25 protein-coding genes and 1 riboswitch are annotated in these 23245 nt (G+C 68.7%); of the genes, 17 read left to right on the top strand and 8 right to left on the bottom strand.

The genetic code is table 11. The annotated features are described in order from the left end of the window. Window positions 1-152: 152 nt before the first annotated feature. The 8 genes from SJY20_RS07700 (at window position 153) to SJY20_RS07735 (ending at window position 4641) form a co-directional block, all read left to right on the top strand. Complete coding sequence (locus SJY20_RS07700; protein ID WP_380786080.1) at window positions 153-419, top strand: iron transporter; 267 nt, start codon at window positions 153-155, stop codon at window positions 417-419. Further along, complete coding sequence (locus SJY20_RS07705; protein ID WP_380786081.1) at window positions 416-1957, top strand: PepSY-associated TM helix domain-containing protein; 1542 nt, start codon at window positions 416-418, stop codon at window positions 1955-1957. Before SJY20_RS07700 ends, SJY20_RS07705 begins: the two co-directional genes overlap by 4 nt. Then, window positions 1950-2264: a hypothetical protein gene (locus SJY20_RS07710; RefSeq protein ID WP_380786082.1), complete on the top strand. Its 315-nt coding sequence runs from the start codon at window positions 1950-1952 to the stop codon at window positions 2262-2264. Before SJY20_RS07705 ends, SJY20_RS07710 begins: the two co-directional genes overlap by 8 nt. Before the next feature lie 20 nt (window positions 2265-2284). Continuing rightward, window positions 2285-2734, top strand: a complete 450-nt coding sequence (msrB, locus tag SJY20_RS07715; protein ID WP_380786083.1) for a peptide-methionine (R)-S-oxide reductase MsrB — start codon at window positions 2285-2287, stop codon at window positions 2732-2734. Window position 2735: 1 nt separating this feature from the next. Beyond that, window positions 2736-2942, top strand: a complete 207-nt coding sequence (locus SJY20_RS07720) for a DUF5818 domain-containing protein (protein ID WP_380786084.1) — start codon at window positions 2736-2738, stop codon at window positions 2940-2942. Window positions 2943-3074: 132 nt separating this feature from the next. Further along, entirely contained in the window at window positions 3075-3590 is a 516-nt protein-coding gene (locus tag SJY20_RS07725) for a MucR family transcriptional regulator (protein ID WP_380786085.1), read from the top strand. Between the two features lie 151 nt (window positions 3591-3741). Then, window positions 3742-3948, top strand: a complete 207-nt coding sequence (gene rpsU, locus SJY20_RS07730) for a 30S ribosomal protein S21 (protein ID WP_380786086.1) — start codon at window positions 3742-3744, stop codon at window positions 3946-3948. Window positions 3949-4047: 99 nt separating this feature from the next. After that, window positions 4048-4641 (top strand): FKBP-type peptidyl-prolyl cis-trans isomerase, encoded by a 594-nt coding sequence (locus tag SJY20_RS07735; protein WP_380786087.1) that lies wholly within the window; start codon window positions 4048-4050, stop codon window positions 4639-4641. Between the two features lie 258 nt (window positions 4642-4899). Here the strand turns inward: SJY20_RS07735 and SJY20_RS07740 are convergent, their stop codons facing one another. Continuing rightward, complete coding sequence (locus tag SJY20_RS07740; protein ID WP_380786088.1) at window positions 4900-7047, bottom strand: TonB-dependent receptor; 2148 nt, start codon at window positions 7045-7047, stop codon at window positions 4900-4902. A 146-nt stretch (window positions 7048-7193) separates the two neighbouring features. Here SJY20_RS07740 and SJY20_RS07745 point away from each other — a divergent pair, with 146 nt between their 5' ends. The 7 genes from SJY20_RS07745 to cobS all read left to right on the top strand — a co-directional run bounded on the left by SJY20_RS07745 (window position 7194) and on the right by cobS (window position 14152). Continuing rightward, window positions 7194-8609 (top strand): cobyrinate a,c-diamide synthase, encoded by a 1416-nt coding sequence (locus tag SJY20_RS07745; RefSeq protein ID WP_380786090.1) that lies wholly within the window; start codon window positions 7194-7196, stop codon window positions 8607-8609. A gap of 23 nt (window positions 8610-8632) precedes the next feature. Then, window positions 8633-8857, top strand: a riboswitch (cobalamin riboswitch). Window positions 8858-8985: 128 nt separating this feature from the next. Further along, window positions 8986-10953, top strand: coding sequence for a TonB-dependent receptor plug domain-containing protein (locus SJY20_RS07750; RefSeq protein WP_380786092.1), 1968 nt, complete (start codon window positions 8986-8988; stop codon window positions 10951-10953). 8 nt (window positions 10954-10961) lie between these two features. Further along, window positions 10962-11480 carry a hypothetical protein gene (locus SJY20_RS07755; protein WP_380786094.1) on the top strand — a complete coding sequence of 173 codons (519 nt, stop codon included), beginning with the start codon at window positions 10962-10964 and terminating at the stop codon, window positions 11478-11480. Continuing rightward, window positions 11477-11887, top strand: coding sequence for a DUF1636 domain-containing protein (locus SJY20_RS07760; protein ID WP_380786096.1), 411 nt, complete (start codon window positions 11477-11479; stop codon window positions 11885-11887). Before SJY20_RS07755 ends, SJY20_RS07760 begins: the two co-directional genes overlap by 4 nt. Continuing rightward, the gene (gene cobT, locus SJY20_RS07765; protein ID WP_380786098.1) at window positions 11884-12897 is read left to right on the top strand and encodes a nicotinate-nucleotide--dimethylbenzimidazole phosphoribosyltransferase; all 1014 of its coding nucleotides are present in this window, start codon (window positions 11884-11886) and stop codon (window positions 12895-12897) included. Before SJY20_RS07760 ends, cobT begins: the two co-directional genes overlap by 4 nt. Then, window positions 12894-13451, top strand: a complete 558-nt coding sequence (locus SJY20_RS07770) for a histidine phosphatase family protein (RefSeq protein ID WP_380786100.1) — start codon at window positions 12894-12896, stop codon at window positions 13449-13451. Before cobT ends, SJY20_RS07770 begins: the two co-directional genes overlap by 4 nt. Further along, window positions 13448-14152, top strand: a complete 705-nt coding sequence (cobS, locus tag SJY20_RS07775) for an adenosylcobinamide-GDP ribazoletransferase (protein WP_380786102.1) — start codon at window positions 13448-13450, stop codon at window positions 14150-14152. The genes SJY20_RS07770 and cobS overlap by 4 nt, the downstream gene beginning before the upstream one ends. Here cobS and SJY20_RS07780 read toward each other — a convergent pair. Genes SJY20_RS07780 through SJY20_RS07790 form a run of 3 tightly spaced genes read right to left on the bottom strand, consistent with a single transcriptional unit; the run spans window position 14132 to window position 17494 of the window. Next, window positions 14132-15589, bottom strand: a complete 1458-nt coding sequence (locus SJY20_RS07780) for a cobyric acid synthase (protein ID WP_380786104.1) — start codon at window positions 15587-15589, stop codon at window positions 14132-14134. The genes cobS and SJY20_RS07780 overlap by 21 nt on opposite strands. Next, window positions 15577-16506 carry an adenosylcobinamide-phosphate synthase CbiB gene (gene cbiB, locus SJY20_RS07785; protein ID WP_380786107.1) on the bottom strand — a complete coding sequence of 310 codons (930 nt, stop codon included), beginning with the start codon at window positions 16504-16506 and terminating at the stop codon, window positions 15577-15579. The genes SJY20_RS07780 and cbiB overlap by 13 nt, the downstream gene beginning before the upstream one ends. Further along, a complete protein-coding gene (locus SJY20_RS07790) occupies window positions 16499-17494 on the bottom strand; it encodes a threonine-phosphate decarboxylase (RefSeq protein WP_380786109.1) in 996 nt (331 codons plus the stop codon). The genes cbiB and SJY20_RS07790 overlap by 8 nt, the downstream gene beginning before the upstream one ends. 48 nt (window positions 17495-17542) lie before the next feature. On the opposite strand from SJY20_RS07790, the gene cobU reads away from it, so the two are divergent. Both cobU and SJY20_RS07800 read left to right on the top strand, forming a co-directional pair. Continuing rightward, a complete protein-coding gene (gene cobU, locus SJY20_RS07795; RefSeq protein WP_380786111.1) occupies window positions 17543-18061 on the top strand; it encodes a bifunctional adenosylcobinamide kinase/adenosylcobinamide-phosphate guanylyltransferase in 519 nt (172 codons plus the stop codon). A 100-nt stretch (window positions 18062-18161) separates the two neighbouring features. Then, on the top strand, window positions 18162-19049 hold the full coding sequence (locus tag SJY20_RS07800; RefSeq protein WP_380786113.1) for a DMT family transporter: 888 nt from the start codon (window positions 18162-18164) through the stop codon (window positions 19047-19049). A gap of 9 nt (window positions 19050-19058) precedes the next feature. On the opposite strand, the gene SJY20_RS07805 is transcribed toward SJY20_RS07800, so the two are convergent. The 4 genes from SJY20_RS07805 to xylA form a co-directional block, all read right to left on the bottom strand. Then, a complete protein-coding gene (locus SJY20_RS07805) occupies window positions 19059-19979 on the bottom strand; it encodes an alpha/beta hydrolase (protein ID WP_380786115.1) in 921 nt (306 codons plus the stop codon). A 33-nt stretch (window positions 19980-20012) separates the two neighbouring features. Continuing rightward, window positions 20013-20942: an alpha/beta hydrolase gene (locus SJY20_RS07810; protein ID WP_380788606.1), complete on the bottom strand. Its 930-nt coding sequence runs from the start codon at window positions 20940-20942 to the stop codon at window positions 20013-20015. 98 nt (window positions 20943-21040) lie between these two features. Continuing rightward, complete coding sequence (locus SJY20_RS07815) at window positions 21041-21817, bottom strand: FadR/GntR family transcriptional regulator (RefSeq protein WP_380786116.1); 777 nt, start codon at window positions 21815-21817, stop codon at window positions 21041-21043. 113 nt (window positions 21818-21930) lie between these two features. After that, window positions 21931-23238, bottom strand: a complete 1308-nt coding sequence (xylA, locus tag SJY20_RS07820; RefSeq protein ID WP_380786117.1) for a xylose isomerase — start codon at window positions 23236-23238, stop codon at window positions 21931-21933. Window positions 23239-23245: the final 7 nt, after the last annotated feature.

A 23245-nucleotide genomic window follows, 5' to 3' on the forward strand; every position in this document is an offset into this window, starting at 1 on the left:
TACTGGCGGTGTAGGACAGCGGCCGCAGCACACCGTCGTTCAGTTCGCTATTGCGAATGACTTGCAACCTCCGCTAGGGCGATGCCGTGTCCGTTCCACAGCATCCTGCGTTATCCGCTCGCCGGCAGCATCATCGTCCCCGCGTCCGGCGGGTGGCGCTTGCGATGGCCGGGCGAATCGCGACCGCGCTGGTCGGCGGCTATGCGGCGGCGGTGGCACTGGCGACGCTCGCCGCGCGATTGCTGCCGATCGACCGCGCCGAGGCGACCAGCTGGGCGATGATCCTGTCGTTCCTGGTCTATGCCGGTCTGGCGCTGTGGGCGTTCCAGGAACGACGTCTGGCACGAGTCGCGCTGGTGATCTGGGGATCGGCCGTTCTGGCGGGTAGCCTCGCCTATCTGCTCGGGGTGCGGCCGTGAGGGCGACGCTGCGACAGAGCATGGCGTGGATCCATGGTTGGCTGGGCCTGATCGCGGGCTGGATCCTGTTCGCGATGTTCCTGACCGGGACCGCGAGCTATTTCCGGCCCGAGATCACCCAGTGGATGCAACCCGAATTCCGCAGCGTGCCGGTTGGCGCGCCGCGCGCCGCGCAGACCGCGGCGGCGTATATGCAGCGGGTCGGCGCGGACGACGTGCAGTGGTTCGTCTACCTGCCCGACGCGCGGACCAGCGCGACGCGGATCTACGAACAGCGCAATCCGGCATCGAAGGTCCCTGCGGTCGCGGCGGAGATCGTGCTCGACCCCGCGACCGGGCAGCCGCTGCGCGCGCGGGCGACGCAGGGCGGCGAGCATTTCTACCGGTTTCATTTCCAGTTGCAGCTGCCCTACCCGTGGGGACGCTGGCTGGCCGGACTGTGCGCGATGTTCATGCTGGGCGCGATCATCTCGGGCGTCATTACGCACAAGCGGATGTTCGCGGACTTCTTCACGATGCGCTGGAACAAGGGTCAGCGCAGCTGGCTCGACGCGCATAACGTCTCGGCGGTGCTTGCGCTGCCCTATCACGCGATGATCACCTATACCGGGCTGATCACGCTGGTGGCGATGTACATGCCGTGGCCGGTGATGGCGAACTACGCCAAGCCGCTCGATTTCGGGGCGGTGGCGTTCGGGATCCCCGCGGACCGGGTGGCGACCGGCAAGCCCGCGCCGCTGGTCGATATCGGGCCGCTGGTCGCGAAGGCCGAGGCGCGGTTCGGGGCGCCCGCAACCCGGCTGGTGGTGCGCAATCCGAACAATTCGGCGGCGACCGTGACGGTCTATCGCCATCCGAGTGCGTCGCTCAATGCGCGTGGGCCGTCGGTGACCTATTCGGGCAGCGACGGGCGCGTGCTGGAGGCGTCTGGCGGCAGCGGACCGGCGATCGCCACCGCCGGCGTCATGCTGGGGCTGCACGTCGCGCAGTTCGCCGGGACGGCGCTGCGCTGGACCTATTTCGCGCTCGGGCTGACCGGCGCGGCGATGGTCGGGACCGGGCTGTTGCTGTGGACCGCCAAGCGTCGCAAACCGGGGGCCGTGCCATTCTTCGGGCTGGTGCTGGTCGAGCGGCTCAACATCGCGGTGGTCGCGGGGTTGCCGCCGGCGATGGCGGCGTACCTTCTCGCCAACCGGCTGATCCCTGCAGAGGCTGTCGGGCGCGCGGACCTGGAAGTATCGGCGATGTTCTGGACCTGGGGCGTGCTGGCGGTGCTGCAGTTGGCGCGACCGGCGAGACGGGCCTGGGCGGAAGGGTTCGCGATCGGGGCTGCGGCATTCGCTGCGATCCCGGTGGTCAACGCGGTGACGACGACCCGGGGGCTGCCCGGATCGCTGTACGACGGCGATACGCTGTTCGCGGCGTTCGATCTGGCGATGGTCGCGGTTGCGGCGTTGCTGGCGATCGGCGCGTGGCGTGCCGGACGGACGGTAAAGGCGCCGGTGGTACGGCGGGTGCGGGAGATGGCGCATGGTTGAGATCGTCGTGACGAGCTTCGTCGCGTGGCTGTTGCTGGCCGCGGCATCGTACAAATATCGGCGCGATCTGGGCATATCGGCACCGGCGATGATAACCGCGTTGCGCGTCGCGGCGGCGATGCTGCTGATGCTGGCGCTGGTCCGATGCGGCGCGCCGATCAGCGGCGAGCGATGGGTGCGGTTTCTCGGCGGCAGCGCGCTGGCCGCCGTGGTGCTGGTTGCGCTGCTGTCGGTCGTGCCGAAGGGCGCATTGGCACAGTTGCGGACGGGGGCAATGTTGCGGGCGAGGGCGCGCGACCCCAAATAGGGTGGGATCAGGAGAACCCCATGCCGACCTATCAAAAGACCGACGAAGCGATCGCCAAGCTGTCGCCCGAAGAATTTCACGTCACGCAGAACAGCGGGACCGAACGCCCCGGCACCGGCGCGCTGTTGAAGAACAAGGCGGCGGGCATCTATGTCGACATCGTGTCGGGCGAGCCTTTGTTCGCGTCGTCCGACAAATATGAGTCCGGTTGCGGCTGGCCGAGCTTCACCAAGCCGCTGGAGCCTGCCAACGTCGCTGAACTGCGCGACGCCACGCTGGGCATGGTTCGCACCGAAGTACGGTCCGCGCATGGCGACAGCCATCTGGGGCATGTGTTCGACGACGGCCCGCGCGATCGCGGCGGCCTGCGCTACTGCATCAACTCCGCCTCGCTGCGCTTCGTGGCGCGCGAGGACATGACGGCGCAGGGCTATGGCGACTATCTCGACCAGGTTGAAGACCTCGCCTGATATGCCCGGGTTGGACGGCAGTCGGATCGACGAGACCGGCACGCTGATTCGCCAGGGCGGCGCGTTTGCACTGCGGCGTGATCTTGGCGGCATCTATCTGCTGGAACTGCAGCGCGTACCCGTCGACCATGTCGAGAAGCGGGTACGCGTTATCGGTACGCTCAGCGGTCCCGATCTGGTCAGCGTCGACGGCGTCGCGGCCGCCTGAGATCAAATCGAGCCGGCCCGAAAGCAGATAAAGGCAGTTGAACTGCCAGAATTATAGCATTGGCGGGTATTCATACGCGGCAACTGCGTGTAGTCGCGCCGCAACAGGGCGAGTAGTTTCAAGGAATATGACGTGAACGACACAATCAACACCGTAGAACTCGCAGCCGAACTGACCGCAGCATGGCTCGCCAATCCCAACACCCGCACTTCCGCCGATGACGTGCCCGCGTTCCTGGTGTCGATGCATGCGGCGGTGAGCAAGCTCGCCGATGGCGGCGAAGCCGAAGTCGAGCAGGCCCCTGCGCAGACCTATGAGCCCGCCGTTTCGTCGCGCAAGTCGCTGGCGTCGCCGGACTATATCATCTCGATGCTGGACGGTAAGCCGTACAAGACGCTGCGTCGTCACCTGTCGACCAACGGCCTGACACCGGAACAGTATCGCGAGCGCTTCAACCTGAAGGCGGACTATCCGATGGTCGCCGCGACCTATTCGGAAGCGCGCCGTGCGATGGCCAAGTCCATCGGTCTCGGCCGCAAGGCTGGCACCAAGGTCGAGAAGGCTGCCGAGTCCGCGGTCAAGGGCGTCCGCAAGGGCGGCAAGGCTGCACTCGACGCAGCCAAGCAGACGCTCGGCGGCGAGGGCTGAGCTTTCGGGGCTGATTTTTAGGGGGAGGGCTGCGGTCCTCCCTTGGTCCGGCGCTTGCCTCCAAAAGAGGCTTGCGCTAAGGCCGACGCAATCGCGGGGCGGACGATAGTTCGTGCCCGCCGTTTTCCATTGATCGGAGCTATGTCAGACTATGCAGATTATCGTTCGCGACAACAACGTTGACCAGGCGTTGCGCGCGCTCAAGAAGAAGCTGCAGCGCGAGGGCGTCTATCGCGAAATGAAGCTGCGCCGGCATTACGAAAAGCCGTCGGAAAAGCGTGCCCGCGAGCGCGCTGCAGCGGTTCGCCGTTCGCGCAAGATGGACCGCAAGCGCGCCGAGCGCGACGGCGCACGGTAAGGTAACTGGCGGGCCGCGAGGCTCGCCGACCTTTTGCCGGTGCGCAGCCGCGCCGGCCGGATTGCCGCGGATCGCGGCGCCACGATATCGAGGCCTTTCATGTCGACCGTGACCGCCGTTCCGTTGCTGCCCGTCAAGCGCAGCTACCTGATCTATCTGTGGATCGGCATCGCCCTGCTGGTCGTGTCGGCGTTCGCGCTGGCACGGCAGGGCGACGATCCGCTGGCGCGCAACGCGCGGGCGAAGGGCGTGATCACGACGCCGTCGGGCCTGCAGTACAAGGTGCTCGAAAAGGGCACCGGTACCGCCAAACCGACCGACACCGACGTCGCGCTGGTCGAGTATGAGGGCAAGCTGCTCAACGGCACCACCTTCGACAAGTCGCAGCAGCCGATGCCGATGCCGGTCGCCGGCGTCGTTCCCGGGTTCAGCGAAGCGCTGAAGCTGATGCCGAAGGGTTCTAAGTACCGCGTGTGGATTAAGCCTTCGCTTGGTTACGGCGACAAGGTCACCGGGCCGATCCCGGCGAATTCCGCACTGGTGTTCGACGTGAAGCTGCTCGACTTCCTGCCCGAGAGCGTCGTGCGGCAGATGCAGGCGCAACAGGGTGCCGCCGGTCCCGGTGGGCCGGGTGGCGTGCCGATGCCGGGCGGTGCGATGCCGGGGATGCCGCCGCATGGCGCGCCACGCTGAGTTAGCTTCGCGATCGACGAGATTTCAGGGCGGGGACTTCGGTCTCCGCCCTTTTTCGTTGTGCTGCCGCTCCGTCACCCCAGCGAAGGCTGGGGTCTCTCGCGGCGGCGTCCCGCCCTTGCCGCAGAAGATCCCAGCCTTCGCAGGGATGACGGGAGATTGAGCCACACCGTCATCCTGACGAAAGTCAGGACCCAGGGTTACGGAGGGCAACGCTGGTAACCCTGGGTCCCGGGTCAAGCCCGGAATGACGGATGGTTACAGCCCGAACCGCAGCGTCGCGCGGAAGTCGCGGCCGGCGAGCGGGGAGAAGTCCTTCAGGAAGCTCGCGTGGCGCCTTGCGACGACGTCGAAGAGGTTGTTCGCGCTGAGCAAAATGCTCGTCTTGCTGTCCTTGCCGAACGGGCTGAACCCGATCGAGGCGTTGACCATCGTGTAGTCGTCGGTCCTGGTCTCGAAGGTAGTGATGCGGTTCTGGTCGAAGACGTGCTCGACCTCCAGCCGGGCGTTGGCGCGGTCGCCTTGCGCCTCGATCCCACCAAGCACGCGCATCGGCGGGATGCGGGGTACCGGGCCCTGGTCGACGATGTTGGCGTGGACGTAATCGCCGAGCGCATCGACGTTGATCACATAGCTGCCGACCCGCATCACGCGGAGCGAGGCGTTGGCCTCGAACCCGTAATAGCGCGCGTCCGCCTGCTGATACTGGAAGCAGGGCAGTTCGACGGTGCGGCCCGATGGCGCGGCGGCGGCGTCGCAGACCGACTGGCCGACCTGGTTCTCGGAGATGTAGTTGGAGAACCAGTTGTAATAGGCCGAGGCGTCGAAGCTGAACCCGTCGCCGTGCGCGTGGAGCGTGCCTTCGAGGCCCCAGCTCTTCTCGAGCTTGAAGTCGGGGCTGCCGAATTCATAGGCCTGGGTGCCGGCATGGCCACCGTTGGCGAACAGCTCCTCGCCCGACGGCGCACGCTCGGTATGCGATGCGTTGAGGCCGAGGCGGATGCGATCGGTCAGGCCGTAGGAGCCGCCGACCGAGCCCGAGACCGCGTCGAATTCGCGGGTGCCGCGGAAGAACCGCAGGTCGTTGTCGGGCGTCCGCGCGGACAGGTCGGTATGTTCGTAGCGCACCCCGCCCTCCAGCCGGATCGGGCCCGATGCATATTGCTGCAGCGTAAAGATACCGGTCTGGTTGGTCTCGTTCTTGGGCAGAAAGGCCTCGTCGCCTACGACATTGAAGATACGGTTGAAGAACTGGACGCCCGACGCCCCCTGCCATCCGCCGCGGTCGGCCTGGACAAGTTCGAGGCGTCCCTCGAGACCCTTGTTGTAGAAGGCGGTGCCGACCGAGTTATCCTCCTCGAGCTCGAAATGGCGATAGCTCGCCTCGCCGGCGCGGAAGCGGATGCGGTCGAGGAAGCCGCCGCCGGTCTGGACCTCGCCGCGGACATCGACGCGGTTCTGGACGACGTCGAGCCGCGGTGCTTCCTGCTCTTGGCCGACCGCGGTCGCGTAGCGGACAGGGACGCCGTAGAGGCTGTCGTAATGGCTGTAGGAGACGCCGAGATTGCCGGTGTCGGTGATGATCGCGGCGCCGACCCCTGCGGTCCAGGTCTCGCTGGCGGAGTTGGGCAGCTTGTTGCGCAGCGCGGCGTTGGCGGCGAAGTCGATCGGCTCGTCGGTGTCCTGCGGCAGGCCGACCTGGCTGAGTGCGGCAGCGCGCGCCGGGGCGGAGAGCAGATAGTCCTTGCCGGTGCGAAGGTCGTCGGACTTAAGGTACGAACCGTCGGCGTGGAGCACGAGATGCGGGCCGACCGCAACGTCGCCCGCCATGCCGCCCGAGCGTTCGTTCGCCGCCGAACCGTAGTTGGCGATGCCGTTCACGCGGTAGCCGTTCTCCGGCACCGTGCGCGGGATGCGGGTGTCGATGACGTTGACGACGCCGCCGACCGCCGACGACCCGAACAGCAGAGCCGACGGGCCACGCAGCACTTCGATGCGCTCGGCGAGCAGCGGGTCGATGATCACGGCGTGGTCGACGCTGGTGTTCGACACGTCGATCGAGCCGATGCCGTCGGTGAGCACGCGGATGCGCTCACCCTGGAACCCGCGCAGGATGGGCCGCGAGGCATTGGGACCGAATGACGTCGCCGACACGCCGGGCTGGCGCGCGAGCGTCTCGCCGATCGTCGGACGCAGCTGGCGGGTGAGTTCGGCACCGGTCAGCACCGACGTCCCCTGCAGCACGTCGGTTTCGCTGCGCGACACCGGCGCGGTGACGATGATCTCGCGCTGCGCCGTCGCGGAACCGGGGTCGGGACTGGAGCCGGGGTCGGCGGGTGCGGTCTGCGCGAGCGCAGGCGTCGCCGCGAGGATGGCAAGCATGCTGGCACCGAGAATCATCTTCATACTGAACTCCTGAACGTCGCGAGCCTGCTAGCTGTTAATGGTATAACGTATCAAGCCACATTGCTGCACTGCGTCAGGTTTGTCCGCAGTGTGGCGGTTGTGCACCAGTCGGCATCATGGCAGGCGACCGCGATCGGGAGACGGACATGACGGGACTGGCGCGCGGACTGATCGTATCGGCACCGCGATCGGGCAGCGGCAAGACGGTCGTGACGATCGGGCTGCAGCGCGCGCTGTCGCGGCGGGGGCTGCGTATCGGCGGCGCGAAGACCGGGCCGGATTATATCGATCCGGCATTCCACGCTGCGGCGACCGGGCGGCCGTCGTGCAACCTGGACGGGTTCGCGATGGCGCCGGCGACGATAGAAGCGCTGGCAACGGGCATCGCGGCAGAGGCTGACCTCATCGTCGCGGAGGGCGCGATGGGGTTGTACGACGGTCTCGCGCGCGGCGCGGCGACCGGTGCGACCGCGGATATCGCGGCGCTGCTGGGTTGGCCGGTGCTGCTGGTGCTCGACGCGTCGGGCGCGGCGCATTCGCTGGCCGCGGTCGCGCACGGGCTTGCGACCTTTCCCGGCGCGCCGCCGATCATGGGGGCGATCGTCAACCGATGTGCGAGTCCGCGGCATCGGCGGATGATCGAGGCGGGGTTCGCGCGGATCGCGGTGCCGTTGCTGGGGTTTCTGCCGACCGATGCGCGGCTGGAAATGCCGTCGCGGCACCTGGGGCTGGTGCAGGCGGGCGAGACTGCGGACCTGGAGGCGCGGATCGAGGCGATGGCGGACTGCATCGCCGAGCGTGTGGATCTGGACGCGGTCGTAGCGGGGGCTGGGCGTTTGCGAGCCCAGCGCATACCGTCATCCCAGCGAAGGCTGGGATCTCCCGTTGCGAGCGCGGGACAGGAGCCGCGGGAGACCCCAGCCTACGCTGGGGTGACGGTCGTGGAGGGGGATCGGCACATGACCGAGCCCAGCCGGCTGCGCCCCCCGGGCCAGCGGATCGCGGTCGCGCGGGATGCGGCGTTCGCCTTCCTCTATCCGCACATGCTGGACGGCTGGCGTCGTGCCGGCGCGGAGATCGCGTGGTTCTCGCCGCTGAACGACGAGGCGCCCGCGGACGATGCCGACAGCTGCTGGTTGCCCGGTGGCTATCCCGAGCTTCATGCCGGCCGGCTCGCGGGCAATGCGCGGTTCCTCGCTGGGCTGCGGCAGTTTGCGGCGACCCGGCCGGTGCACGGTGAGTGCGGCGGCTATATGGTGCTCGGGCAGACGCTGGCCGATTCAGAGGGCAAGGTGCACCGGATGGCCGGACTGTTGCCGGTCGAGACCAGCTTCGCGCAGCGGCGGATGACGCTCGGCTATCGCCATGTCGCGTGGCGCGAGCCGACCGGCTTCGCCGAGCGCGGCGAGATGCGTCGCGGGCATGAATTCCACTATGCGACCATCACTGGCGGGGCACCCGCCAACCTCGCCGACCTAACCGACGGAGAGGGCAATCCGCTGCCACCCGCCGGCCACCGCATCGCGCGCGTCACCGGATCGTTCTTCCATCTGATCGCCTGATTGACGTCCGGCCGGGCCGGCCCTAGCAGGCGAGCGCGTCAGGTTCCCCGGTGACGGGGATGAAAAGGGAACGGGAAAACCCCGGCTGCCCCTGCAACTGTAAGCGGCGAGTCGCCGTGCCACATGCCATTGGGACCCCAGGGACCTGAGAAGGCGGCACGGACCGGTCCCTGGCAAAGTAACCTTTGCCGGCGCCGGACGACATTGACCCGCGAGCCAGGAGACCTGCCCGGCGCAGTCGTCTTTCGTCCGGCCAGGGTGCGCCGAACGGACGGGGAAAACCCGCGTGACGACATCGCCGACCTGCGTTCCGCGGGAGGAGGTGTTGTGCCTTCTCCCTCGTGGCTCGGGTCCCGACGTCTTGAGGGGGATCTACGTGAAGACAATCATACTGGCCGGCCTGTTCGCATCGACATCCGCGTTCGCGCAGGAGGCATCGAAGCCCGATGCTGCCGCCACCGCTACCGCGACCACCGCCGAGAGCGAGGCCGGCACGGTCGTCGTGACCGCGACCCGGACACCGACAACGATCGACCGCGTCGCCGCATCGGTCACCATCCTCGACAAGGCGGCGATCGACCGCAACCAGGACCTGACCGTCGCCGACCTGTTGCTGCGCACCCCGGGCGTCAGCCTGTCGCGCAACGGCGGATACGGCACCAACACCTCGCTGCGCATCCGCGGCGCGGAGGCCGACCAGACCGTCGTCGTGATCGACGGGGTCAAGCTGAACGATCCGTCGGCGGCCGGCGGCGGCTACAATTTCGCGAACCTGCTGGTCGGCGATGCCAGCCGTATCGAGGTGCTGCGCGGACCGCAGTCGATCCTGTGGGGCAGCCAGGCGATCGGTGGCGTCGTCAATATCGTCACGCCGCTGCCGACGCGCGAGCTGGAAGGCAGCTTCGACGTCGAGTCGGGATCACGCCAGACGGTCAGCGCCCGCGCCGGGCTCGGCGGACGGACCGGGCCGCTGGCGTGGCGGATCGGCGGACAGAGCTTCACGACCGACGGCATTTCGGTAATCGCACCGGCGTTCGGCGGCCGCGAGAAGGATGGCTACACCAACCGCAGCATGACCGGCCGCGCGGTGCTCGACATCGCGCACGGCGTCAGCGCGGATGTCCGCGGTTATTACTCCAGCGGTCGCGCCGACCTCGATTCGACCACTGCCGACACCGCCGACTACACGCTGAACCGCGAATTCGTCGGCTATGCGGGCCTGAACGTAGACCTGTTCGACGCCCGCCTGCGCAACCGGGTGGCGTACGGCTATACCGACACCGACCGCGACAATTACGGCCCGGCGCGCGCACGCCAGAAGTCGTTCGATTCCGCCGGGCGCAATCAGCGACTCGAATATCAGGGCAGCTTCGCCATCGCCACGGGCTGGGACGCGACCTTCGGCGTCGAGAACGAGCGGTCGCGGTTCCGCAGCGTGTCGCCGTCCGCATCGCTCGCCGTCCCGGTTCCGGCACCGGCGCGCGGCAAGGCCGAGATCACCGGAATCTATGGGCAGCTCAGCGGGCAGGTAGTCGAGGGGCTGACGCTGACCGGCGGGATCCGCAACGACGACCATAGCCGGTATGGCGCGAAGACGCTGGTCTCCGGCGGCGGCGTCTGGGTGCTGCCGACCGGCACCGTTCTGCGCGGCAACTACAGCGAGGGGTTCAAGGCGCCGACGCTGTACCAGCTCTATTCCGAATACGGGAACCAGGCGCTGGCGCCAGAGCAGGCGCATGGTTGGGAAGCGGGCGCCGAGCAGCGTTTCCTGGGCGGCAGGATCGCGGTCGGGGGCACCTATTTCGAGCGACGGACCAGCGACCAGATCATCTTCTCCAGCTGTCCGGCACGACCGACGGTCGCGGCGAACCCGTTGTGCTTCCAGCCGGGCACCACGACCGTTCGCAGCGGGTTCTACCAGAACATATCGCGGGCGTTCGCGCGCGGGATCGAGGCGGTCGGTCGCGCGCAGATTGGCCGCTTGAGCCTTGATTCGAACTATAGCTGGACGGTGTCGGAGGATCGCTCGCCGGGCGCGACCTATGGCAACTGGCTGCCGCGGCGGCCGCGTCACGCCGCCAATGCGTCGGCTACCTATACGCTGGCAGGCGGTGCGTCGCTGGGCGCGGCAGTGCGCTGGTCGGGGATGACGTTCGACAACGCCGCGAACACCACGCGGCTCGACGACTATACGCTGGTCGACCTGCGTGCCGAGCTGCCGATCTCCGATACGGTGCGGCTGTTCGCGCGGACCGAGAATGTGTTCGATGAGAAATACCAGACCACGTACCGCTACGGTACGCTGGGGCGCAGCGTCTATGCCGGCCTGCGGGGGCGGTTCTGATGGGGAACATGAATATGGCGCGCGCGACCACGACGTGGATCCTGTTGCTGACGATCGCGAGTACCGCGACGACGCTGGTGTTCGCCTGTGCGACGCCGTTCCCCGCGCTGGCTGCGTTGGCGGCGGTGCATATGCGGCGCAGCGACGGCGTCGCGCTGATGATCGCGGCATGGGTCGCGAGCCAGGCGGTCGGGTTCTGCGCGCTCGGCTATCCGCATGACGCGTCGACGATCGCGTGGGGCGTGGCGATCGGCGTGGCCGCGATCGCGAGTGTGCTGGCGGCGGATGCGGCCGCGCGGGGCAGCCCGGCAGTGCGACTGGTGCTCGCGTACGTCGCTGCGTTCGTGGCGTTCAAGCTGGTGATCCTGGTGGAGTCGCTGGCGCTGGGCGGGATCGGCACGGCGTTGTCGGTCGAGATCATGGCGCGGCAGTTCGTCCGCAACGGTGCGATCCTGATCGGTCTGCTCGCGCTGTATCATGCACTTACCGCGGCGGGCGTGCCTGAGCCGCGGCGGGCGTTCGCATGACGCTGGAACCGGTCGCCGAGGGGCCGGCTGTGGTCGCGTGCAACACCTGCCGCTTCTCGGTCGAGGAGCGCGACGATGTGCAAGGTTTGCGCGGCGGCGCGCGGCTGGTCGAGGCGTTGCGCGCGGTCCAGGCGAGCGACCCGGCCTATGCCGGGGTCGCGGTGCAGGAGATGCCGTGCCTGTTCGCGTGCCAGGACTTCTGCACGGTGCACCTGCGCGGCGCGGGCAAGGTCGGCTACGTGCTCGGCCGCTTCGAGCCGGGCGAGGACGCGGCGCGCGCGATCCTCGATTACGCCCGACTCTATGCAGAGAGCGAGATTGGGCAGGTGCCGTTCAAGCAATGGCCCGCAGGCGTGAAAGGGCATTTCATCACCCGCACCCCGCCGCAGGGGTTCGTGGTCGAATGACGATGTTCGACACGGTCGCGGCGTTCGAGACGACGCTGGCGAGCCTGCCCGCCGCGGACGCCGATGCGCGAGCCGCGGCGGCGCTGCGACAGGGGGAGTTGACCAAGCCACCGGGGTCGCTCGGCCGGCTTGAGGATATCGCACTGTTCCTGGCAGGGTGGCAGGGCCGTGCGATCCCGCGGCTGGACCGTGTGCGCGCGGTCGTGTTTGCGGGCAATCACGGCGTCGTCGCGCGCGGTGTCAGCGCGTTCCCGGCGTCGGTGACCGCGCAGATGGTCGGCAATTTCGAGCGCGGGGGGGCTGCGATCAACGCGCTGGCGAAGGCGGTGGGGCTGGAGCTCGTCGTGGTGCCGATCGCGCTCGACGCGCCGACCGCGGATTTCACCGAGGGTCCGGCGATGTCGGAGGCGGAATGCCTCGCCGCGCTGCAGGCGGGGGCGGCGGTCGTCGAACCAGGGCTGGACTTGCTCGTACTCGGCGAGATGGGGATCGGCAATTCGACCGCTGCGGCGGCGTTATGCGCGCGCAGTTTCGGCGGCGGTGGCGCCGCCTGGGTCGGGCCGGGGACGGGGGTCGATGGCGACGGGCTGGCGCGGAAGATCGCGGCGGTCGATGCGGGGCTGGCGGTCCACGCCGGCGCACCCGCCACCGCGTTCGAGACGCTGCGGCGGGTCGGCGGGCGCGAGACCGCGGCGATCGCCGGCGCCGTGCTGGCAGCGCGGATCGCGGGCGTGCCGGTGGTGCTCGACGGGTTCATCTGCTGTGCGGCGATCGCGCCGCTGGTGGCGTCGGCACCCGATATCGTCGCGCATTGCATCGCCGGGCATCGCTCGGCCGAGCCGGGGCATCGGCGCGTGTTGCGGCAGTTCGCGCTGGAGCCATTGCTCTGCCTCGACATGCGGCTCGGCGAAGGCAGCGGCGCGGCGCTGGCGGCGGGGATCATCCGCGCGGCGGTCGCGGTTCATGCCGAGATGGCGACGTTCGCCGAAGCCGGTGTGTCGACCGGATGAGCGATGCGGTGCCGCTGTATCTGATGCGGCACGGCGCGCCGGTGCTGACCGGGCGGCTGCTCGGGCGGACGGATAGCGCGGCGACCGAACCGGGGGTCGCGGCGTGCGTGGGGCAGGCGGAGGGACTGGAGGTGGCGGCGATCTTGTCGTCGGACCTCCAGCGGGCGTCGGCGTGTGCTGCGGCGATCGCGGGGCGTGCCGTGGCGACCGATGCGCGGTGGCGTGAGCTCGATTTCGGTGCGTGGGACGGGCTGGCCGCGGCGGATGTCGATGCGGGGGCGCTCGGCCTCTTCTGGGACGATCCCGATGCGAACCCGCCGCCGGGGGGCGAGCGCTGGTCGGCGCTGACCGCGCGCGTCGCCGCTGCCGTCGCGGAGGTTGTGGCACCGACCTTGGTCGTCACGCACGGTGGTGCGATGCGCGCTGCGCTGGCCGGTCTGTGTGGGTTCGGGCAGCGCGAGTTGTGGGCGTTCGACCTGCCCTATGCATCGGTGCTGGCCCTGAAGATCTGGCGGGAACCGACGCCGACGGCGCAGATCGTCGGGCTGTGGTGAAGCGGCTGGTAGTCGCGTTTGGGTTCCTGACCCGGCTGCCGATGCCGCAGGTCGCGGCGGACATGGCCGATTTCGCGGCGGCGATCCGGTGGTATCCGGTGGTCGGGCTGGCGATCGGCGGCATAGTCGCGCTGGCGGGCTGGGCGGGGGCGCAGGTCGATCCATGGGTTGGCGCGTTGGCCGCGTTGGTGGCGTGGGTCGCGGTGACCGGTGCGCTGCACCTCGACGGCCTGTCCGACCTGGCCGACGGCTGCGGCGCCGCGCACATCGACCGGACGCGGTTGCTGGCGGTGATGGCGGACCCGCATGTCGGCAGCTTCGGCGTGGTCGCGATCGTGCTGCAGCTGCTGGCGAAGCTGGTGCTGATGCACGCGGTCGCGACGTGGTGGCCTATCATCCTGGTGCCGTTCGCGGGCCGACTCGGGCCGCTGGTCTGGGCGCGATGGTTGGCGCCGTTGCGGGAGGGGCTTGGGTCCGCAGTCGCGGGCGCGGTTCGGCCGCGCGACGTGGGCGGGTGGGCGCTGGTGCTGGCGGCCGCGGTTGCGCTCGTTCCGGCGCTGGTGGTGGCACCGGTGCTGATCGCCGCGTGGTGGTGGTGGCTGAAGGCGCGGATCGGCGGCGTATCGGGCGACTGCCACGGTGCCGGGATCGAACTGGTCGAGACCGGGTTGATGCTCGCTTTAGTCGTCGGCGGTTTCTGACAGCGCCAGCATCGCGTCGATATCGACATGGCGTTCTAGCGTTTCGGCGATCGCATCGAGCGCGGCATCGATCGAGGCGCGGTGGTCCGGGCCCGACCCCGCGATGCCGATCCGCGCGAGCCAGGCGCCGCGCTGGGCGGCGTCGGCGAGCAGTCCGTGGACATAGCTGCCCGCGACGAGCCCGTCGACGCTGATCGCGCCGTCGCTGCGACCGTCGTCGAAGCGGCCGACCGGGCGCTCGGTGGCGGGACCGGTGGTGCGGCCCATGTGCATCTCGTACCCGTCGAACCGCGCGCCAAGCGCGTTGCCCGAGACACGGACCAGCGCCTTGTCCGCGGTCAGGACGGTGTCGACGTCGAGCAGCCCCAGGCCCTGGATCGTGCCGGCCGGGCCCTCGATGCCGTGGGGATCCGCGATCGTGCGACCGAGCATCTGGTAGCCGCCGCACAGGCCCAGCACCGGCCGGCCGCGACGGTGGTGGGCGTAAATGTCGATATCCCAGCCTTGCGCGCGGAGGAACGCCATATCCGGGATGGTCGCCTTCGAGCCCGCGAGGACGATCAGCGCAGCGTCGGGGATCGGCGTGCCGGGGGGGACCATGACCAGGTCGACGCCGGGTTCCAGCTTCAGCGGATCGAGATCGTCGAAGTTCGAGATCCGCGGGGTGATCGGGCAGGCAACAACTATTCGGCCATCCGCGCTCGCCGCAAGGCGTTCGAGGATCACCGCGTCTTCGCTCGGCAGCCTTGCCGCGTCCGCAAGCCAGGGGACGACGCCGTACCCGCGCCAGCCGCTGCGCTCCTCGATCGCGCGATACCCGTCGTCGAACAGAGCCGGGTCGCCGCGAAACTTGTTGATCAAAAAGCCGTGGATCATCGCTGCGTCGGCCGGATCGATCACCGCACGCGTACCGACCAGCGAGGCGATCACGCCGCCGCGGTCGATGTCGCCGATCAGGATCACCGGCACGCCGGCGGCGCGCGCGAAGCCCATGTTGGCAATGTCGCCGCTGCGCAGATTGATTTCTGCGGGACTGCCGGCGCCTTCTACGACGACGATGTCGGAGTCGGCGCGCAACCGGCGATAACTGTCGAGGATGTCGACCAGCAGTCCTTCGCGCCCCTCGCGCCAGCGCGACGCAGCCAGGATCCCGCGGACCTGCCCGCGGACGATCAGTTGCGAGGTGCGGTCGCCCTGCGGCTTCAGCAGCACCGGGTTCATGTCGACGCTGGGTTCGACACGCGCGGCAAATGCCTGGGTGGCCTGCGCGCGACCGATCTCGCCGCCGTCCGCGGTGACCGCGGCGTTGTTCGACATGTTCTGCGACTTGAACGGGCGGACGCGGAGCCCGCGATTGGCGAAGGCGCGACACAGCCCGGCGACCAGCACCGACTTGCCGACGTCCGACCCTGTGCCCTGCAGCATCACAGCGCCCATGCGATCCCCCCGGCGATGATCCACAGCAACAGGCAGGACCGGCGGAACACCGCGAGCGCGCGCATCACGTCGTGGCCGTTGGCAGCGGCGCGTCCGTCGCCCAGCCACGGCTTGATATGTGTCATGCCGTCATAGGCGACCGGGCCGGCCAGCCGCAGATCGAGCGCGCCGGCCATCGCCGCTTCGGTCCAGCCGGCATTGGGCGACGCGTGTTTCCGCGCATCGCGCCACATGATGCCGAACCCCTTGGCGCCGGCGATGCAGACGATGACGCCGGCGATCCGCGCGGGAACCCAGTTGGCGATATCGTCGGCACGCGCGGACGCCCAGCCGAACGCTCGCCAGCGCGGCTCGCGGTGGCCGATCAGGCTGTCCGCCGTGTTGATCGCCTTGTACGCCCACAGGCCGGGAAGACCGAGCAACATCAGCCAGAACAGCGGGGCTGCAATGCCGTCGCAGAAGCTTTCCGCGAGGCTTTCGATCCCGGCGCGCGCGATCCCGGCTTCGTTAAGCGTGGCGGTGTCGCGTCCGACGATCATGCTGACCGCGCGGCGAGCGCCGGCGATATCGCCGACGAGCAGCGCGGCGGCGACCGGACGGACATGCGCTTCGAGGCTCCGTTGCGCGAGGCCGGGCGCAGCGAGGATCGCGATGCCGACCCACGCCCACGGACCAAGCCATGCGGTCAGCGCCGTCTGCGCGAACCAAGCGGTGCTGGCGCCGAAGCCTGCAACCAGCACCAGCGTGACAATGCCCAGGATCCGCCGCTTGAGGTCCGATCCGGCGTTCCAGCGTTCGCACCACCCAATGATCCGCGCGAAGGCGCCGACCGGATGACCAATCCGCGCGTAGAGCTTCGGCGGCCAGCCGACCGTCGCGTCGATCGCCAGCGCGAGAAGCGCTACCGGGTCAGCCATGACGCAGTGCCTCGGCCAGGCGGGTCCAGGCGAGTTCGTCGCCGGGAAGTCCGAAGCGCAGCCAGCGCGGATCATGGTCGAACGGGCGGGTCAGAATGCCGGCGGCGGCTAGGCGTTCGAACAGAGCGGGGGCGGCGTCGTGCTCGACGAGGCGGAACAGTGGGCAACCGCCGTGCGGGTGAAAACCGTTGCTTTGGAAGAGCGCGTCGAGGCGGTCCGCCGATGCCGTGAGGGTCGCGCGGGTCCCGGCGATCCAGTCGGTGTCGCGGTACGCTGCGGTTCCGATCGCGATCGCGGCGGAAGAAACCGGCCAGCTGCCGAGCCGCTCGCGAAACCGCGCGATCATCGCCGGGGGCCCGCAGACAAACCCGAGGCGGAGGCCGGCGAGGCCGAAGAACTTGCCGAACGATCGGAACACCAGCACCGGATCGTCTTCGCCCAAATGGGGCAGAACCGAGACCGCCGGATCGACGTCGGCGAACGCCTCGTCGACGATCAGCCAGCCGCTGCGTCCGCGAGCCATATCCAGCAGTCGGTCAGGCGCGATGATACGGCCGTCGGGGTTGTTCGGGTTGGCGAGCAGGATCGTGCCGTCGGGACCGATACCGTCGAGCGCGATTGGAAGGCTGTCCGGCAACGCGGCGGCGTGGGTCGAATAGCTCGGCACGACGTGGCACGCGGGCGCGGGCAGGCCGACGTCGCGCAGCAGGCGCAAGCCGATCTCGGTGCCGGGCAGCGCGGCGACCGCACCGCTGGTCATCCCGAACGCGGCATGGGCGGCCGCTTCCAGCGCGGCGAGCGCGGTAACGTCGGGCAGGCGAGCCCAGTCGATATCGACACCGCGCGGGTCCCAGCGATGCGGGTTGATGCCGGTCGAGAGGTCGATCCACGATTGCCGCGCCTGCGGGAAGCGCAGCGCGGCGAGGTCGATGCGTCCGCCGTGCGTCGTCGGCATTTCGGCGGGAACGGACCTCGACTTGTCGATCATTCGCCGCCATCGCCAATCGAGGGCGATGCGACAAGGGCAAACACGCGAATGCAGATCGAACATCGGACATGGCTGGTGCTCGGCGGTGCGCGATCGGGCAAGAGCCGGCATGCGCAGGCGATCGCCGAGGCTGGTGGCGGCGATCATGTCTTCATCGCCACCGCGCAGGCCTTCGACGGCGAGATGCGCGACCGCATCGCCCGCCACCGCGCGGATCGTGACGCGCGCTGGCGGACGATCGAGGCACCGCTGGCGCTGGCCGAGGCGATCCGCGCGGCGGACGGCGAGGGCGTGGTGATGCTGGTCGACTGCCTGACGCTGTGGGTGTCGAACCTGCTGCTCGGCGAGCATGACATCGACGCGGCGACCGAAATGCTGGTCGCGACGGTCGCCGCGGCGCGCGGGCGGATCGTGTTCGTGTCGAACGAGGTCGGCTACGGCATCGTCCCCGACAATGCGCTGGCGCGGCGGTTCCGCGATGTCGCGGGGATCCTCAACCAGCGCGTGGCGGCGGTCGTCGACCGGGTCGATCTGGTCGCCGCCGGGCTACCGCTGAGGTTGAAGTAATGGTGCGAGCCTTCGTCATCCCGGGCTCGACCCAGGATCCAGGGTTACGGGGCGCGGCGTTCGAGGCCCTGGGTCCTGACTTTCGTCAGGATGACGGGGCGTGAGCGGCGAGCGCAACACCGTCACCCTGATCGGTCCGATCGCGCCGCTGGTGCTGTCGATGGTGTCGCTGTGCGTCGGGACGTCGTTTGCAAAGACGCTGTTCGGGATCGCGGGGCCGGCGGGGATGACCGCGCTGCGGATCGGGCTGTCGGCGCTGTTGCTGATCGCGGTGCAGCGGCCGTGGCGGTGGCGGATCGATGCGGTGCAGGCGCGGGCGGTGATCGGTTACGGCGTGGTGCTGGCGTGCATGAACCTCAGTTTCTACGCCGCGCTCAGCCGGCTGCCGTTGGGCGTCGCGATCGCGATCGAGTTCCTCGGCCCGCTAGGCGTCGCGGTGGCCTATTCTCAGTCGCGGATCGACGCGCTGTGGGTCGCGCTGGCGGCGGTCGGGATCGTCGCGCTGGTGCTGCCGGGTGCGTCGGGGCATCCGATCGATCCCATCGGCGTCGGCTTCGCGTTGCTCGCGGCGGTGTTCTGGGCGCTGTACATCGTCGTCGGCAAGCGCGCGACGAGGGTCGTTCCCGAGCGGCAGATCGTCTGCCTGGGGCTGTGCGCCGCGGCGCTGATCGCGGTCCCCGCGGGGATCGCCCAGGCGGGTGCGGCGCTGCTCGAGCCGCGGGTGCTAATGATCGGGTTCGTCGTCGCGATCTTCAGCAGCGCGCTGCCGTATTCGCTAGAGATGTTCGCGATGAAGCGGTTGCCGAACCAGGTGTTCGGGATCGTCGTCAGCATGGAGCCGGCGATCGGCGCCGCGGCGGCGTTCGCGATCCTCGGCGAGCGGCTGGGGGGCTGGCAATGGCTGGGTATGGCGAGCGTGGTCGCGGCGACGATCGGGTCGACGCTGACACGCCCGCGGACCGATCGGCCGCAAGCGCTGCCGGCCTGAGCTAGCGCGCTATTTCTGGTTCGATTTCGGTCTGGTCGAGAGCCAGCCGCCGTCGGACAGCCAGTCGTGGAGCCGATCGGGCCAGTGCAGGATCGAGATGCGATCGGATTCGTCGAGATTGAAAGCGTGGCCGCTGTCCGCATACATGTGCAGTTCGGCCGATACCCCGGCTTTCCGCAGCTGCTCGTACAGCGCGACGGTGGGCGTGGCGCAGCATGGGTCGCGGCTGCCGGCGATCAGGAACGCGGGTGGCGCGTCCTTGACCGCGGTCGCCGGGATGCCGCGGGGCCCCGGAAAGACCAAGACCTGGAAGTCGGGGCGCGCGGGTTGCTGGTCGATCGCGTCGACCGCGGGGCGGCCGCTCGGCTGCGGATTGTCCGCGATCAGCGATACGAGTTCGCCGCCCGCCGAAAAGCCCATCGCGCCGACGCGGGCCGGGTCGATCGCGTAATCGGCGGCGTGTGCTCGTACCCATCGCATCGCGCGTCGGGCATCGTCCGCGGCGTCGCCCTCGACCGAATATTTCGAGCCCGGTTCGTTCGCGAGCCGGTATTTCAGGACGAACGCGGTGATGCCCATCCGGTTGAGCGCGGTCGCGACCTTGGTGCCCTCGTTGGTCCAGACCAGCAGTTTGTGCCCGCCGCCGGGCATGATCACGACCGCGGCGCCGTTGCGGTGCACGGGATCGGCGGGGAAGGCGATCAGCGACGGATCGTGGATGTTGCGCACCCAGTAATCGCGCGCGACCTCGGCCTCGTTACGGCGCGCGGACGATCCCGGCGCGCCGTTCGGCCACAGCTTGATGGCGGTGTAGCGAGGCGCCTGTTCGGGCGCCGGGTCCTGCGCCACCGGCGACGCGGCAACCCCGGCGCCGCACGCGGTGGAAGCGCCCACCGCGATGAGCAAGGCGGTCAGGACCTTGTGGCGCATGCGTCTCTCCTGTCGGTCAATGGTATCGCGGCGTTACTGCGCGGGTTTCAGCCAGCCGTGCATGGCCATCCAGCGGGCGAATTCCTCGAACCAGCCGGTGCTGGTCGTGGTCTTCGGGTACATCCCGAAGCCGTGGCCGCCCTGTTCGAACAGGTGGAATTCGACCGGACGCTTGGCCGCGCGCCAGCTGTCGATCAACCCGAACCCGCCATTGCCGAACAGCGGATCGTCCGCGGCCAGTGCGACGAAGATCGGCGGCGCGTCGGCGGGGACGGTCATCGCGCCGACCGGACCATAGATGTCGCCGATAAAGGCAGGTTTCGCATCCTGGCCCCTCATGGTCGTAGCCATCGTCAGCATCGCGCCGGCGGAGAACCCGACCATGCCGATCCGGGCGGGGTCGACATGCCATTCGGCCGAACGCTTGCGCACGAGCGCGAACGCGGCGCGCGCGTCGGCGATCTGCGGCTCCAGGCCGGCCATCATCGCATCCGCCGACGGACGCGGCATCGGCGGCCCGGAGGCCGGTCGCGCGAACGTCGCCAGATCCTGCGGCGTCGGGTTGAGGCGGTATTTCAGCACGAACGCGGCGACGCCCTTGGCGGCGAGTGCGCGCGCGACGTCCCAGCCCTCGTTCTGCATCGACAGCGTGCGGAAACCGCCGCCCGGTGCGACGATCACTGCGGTGCCGGTGGCCTTGGCCGGATCGGGCAGGAACGGGGTGAGGGTCGCGACGGTGACGTTGCGCGTGAAGACGCTGCCATATTGGCTATGCCAAGCCTCGGGGGCAGTCGCGCCGGGCAGCTTGCCGGTGCCGAGCTCGATCGCGCCGGGCTGTGCAGGCGTGGCGATCGCGCTCATTTGATCGTTCTGTGCCAGCGCGGGGGCGGCCGTACCGAGCGCGAGCGCGCAGCCGGAAAGCCACAGCAGCCCGCGGCGGTACGGACGGCGAACCGAGTTCATGCCTAATGTGCGAATCATCATCGCTCTCCCTGTTTTATCATTATTTTAGGGAGGCTACAGATAGCGCTACCACAGCGCAATGGGGGTGGTAGCGATCGTTATTCGACGGTCTGGAGTGCCATCGCCATCTGCGTATCGTCGAGCGCGAGATCGACCAGCGCGCGCATCGCGGCGTTGGCCGCAACCGGGTCGCCGGCGGCGATCGCGTCATAGACCCGGACGTGATCGGGGATCGGGTTGCGCGGCAGGCTCCGCCCCCGCTGCTTGAACTGCGTGGTCCAGCTGACCGCAGCGCCGATGCTCGCGCTGAGCGCCACCAGCGCGTCGTTGCGGGTCGCGCTGAGCACGGCGTCGTGGAATTCGCGATCGGCGGCGCGCCCGGCTTCGGTCGCCAGGGTGTGGCGACGCATCGCCGCCAGCGCGTCCTTCATGATGGTCAGGTCGGCGCGATCGCGGCGTTCCGCGGCCAGCGCGGCGGCGGCGGGTTCGACGATCGCGCGCAGTTCGAACAGGCTGCGGACCAGCCCGATGTCTGGCACGCCGCCGAATGCCCAGGCCAGCACGTCGGGATCGAGCAGGTTCCATCGATTGCGCGGCAGCACCCGCGTACCGGTCTTGGGGCGGCTTTCGACCAGCCCCTTGGCGGTCAGGACCTGGACCGCCTCGCGGTACGCGCTGCGCGATACGTCGAGTGCTTCGGAGAACGCGACCTCGCCCGACAGCACGTCGCCCGGCTTGTATTCGCCCGACAGGATCGCGGTGCCGAGCTTGTTCGCGATAGCGCCGTGAAGCCGCCGGCCGGTTCCCCGCGGCACCCGCGGGACCGCGGCCGCGTCATGCGAAAGGGGCGTCGGATCGGCGGTCGTCTGTGTCATCATTGGCTCCCGACACCAAGCGTATCAGTCGCATGATGTTCGTGGAACGACAAAGATTTGGTTCACAGGAAGGCGGCGTCGCGGTCCGATCCGGGACCGCGACGCCGCGTCAATCAGAGGAACCGGTTGATCAGGTTCTCGATCCGCTCCTGCTGCCCGGAGACCGGCTTCGGATCGATCGCGCGCTCGACTGCGAGGTCGGCGATGCCGGCGAGGTCGAGCCCGCCGATGGTGCTACCGAAGTCGCCATCCCAGCCGGCATAGCGCTTGGTCTTGATCGCATCGACGCGGCCATCCTCGATGATCGCGGCCGCCGAGAGCAGCCCCTTGGCGACGACGTCGATGCCGCCGACATGGCCGTAGAACAGGTCGGCCGGGTCCATGCTCTGGCGCCGCACCTTGGCGTCGAAGTTGAAGCCGCCGGTGGTGAAGCCGCCGGCGCGTATGATCTCGATCATCGCCAGCGTCAGTTCCTCGACCGAGTTCGGGAACTGGTCGGTATCCCAGCCATTCTGCGGGTCGCCGCGGTTGGCGTCGATCGAACCGAAGATGCCGAGCGCATTCGCAGTGGCGATCTCGTGCTCGAAGGTGTGGCCCGACAGCGTGGCGTGGTTCGCCTCGATGTTGACGCGCACTTCGTTCTCGAGGCCGTAGCGCTTGAGGAAGCCGTACACCGTGGCGGTGTCGAAATCATACTGGTGCTTGGTCGGCTCGTGCGGCTTGGGTTCGATCAGGATCGTGCCGGTGAAGCCGATCTTGTGCTTGTGCTCGACGACCAGGTTCAGGAAGCGGCCGAAATTGTCGAGCTCGCGCTTCATGTCGGTGTTGAGCAGCGTCTCGTACCCCTCGCGACCGCCCCACAGCACGTAGTTCTGGCCGCCCAGGCGATGCGTCGCCTCGAGCGCGTCGCGGACCTGCATCGCGGCGAACGCGAACACTTCGGGATCGGGGTTGGTCGAGGCGCCTGCCGCATAGCGCGGATGGCTGAACGCGTTGGCGGTGCCCCAGAGGAGTTTCCGGCCGGTTGCGGCCTGAAGTTGCTCCAGATGGTCGACGGCTTCGGCGAAGAAGCGGCGATGCTCGGCGACGTTGGCGGCATCGGCCATCACGTCGGTATCGTGGAAGCAGTAATAGGGCACGTCGAGCTTCTGGAAGAACTCGAACGCGACCTCGCGCTTCTGCGCTGCCGCCGCGCTGTCGTTGGCGCCGTGCATCCACGGGCGATCGAAGGTGCCGCCGCCGAACACGTCGGAGCCGGGCCAGCAGAAGGTGTGCCAGAAGCACGCGGCGAAGCGCAGATGCTCCTCCATCGTCTTGCCGAGTACGACGCGGTTCTTGTCGTAATAGCGATAGGCCAGCTCGTTGCTGCTGTCGGGGCCTTCGTATTTGATTTGCGGGATTGCGGCGAAGAAGTCGGACATCGTGATT

This window comes from Sphingomonas sp. R86521, assembly GCF_042466235.1.
GTDB lineage: Bacteria > Pseudomonadota > Alphaproteobacteria > Sphingomonadales > Sphingomonadaceae > Sphingomonas.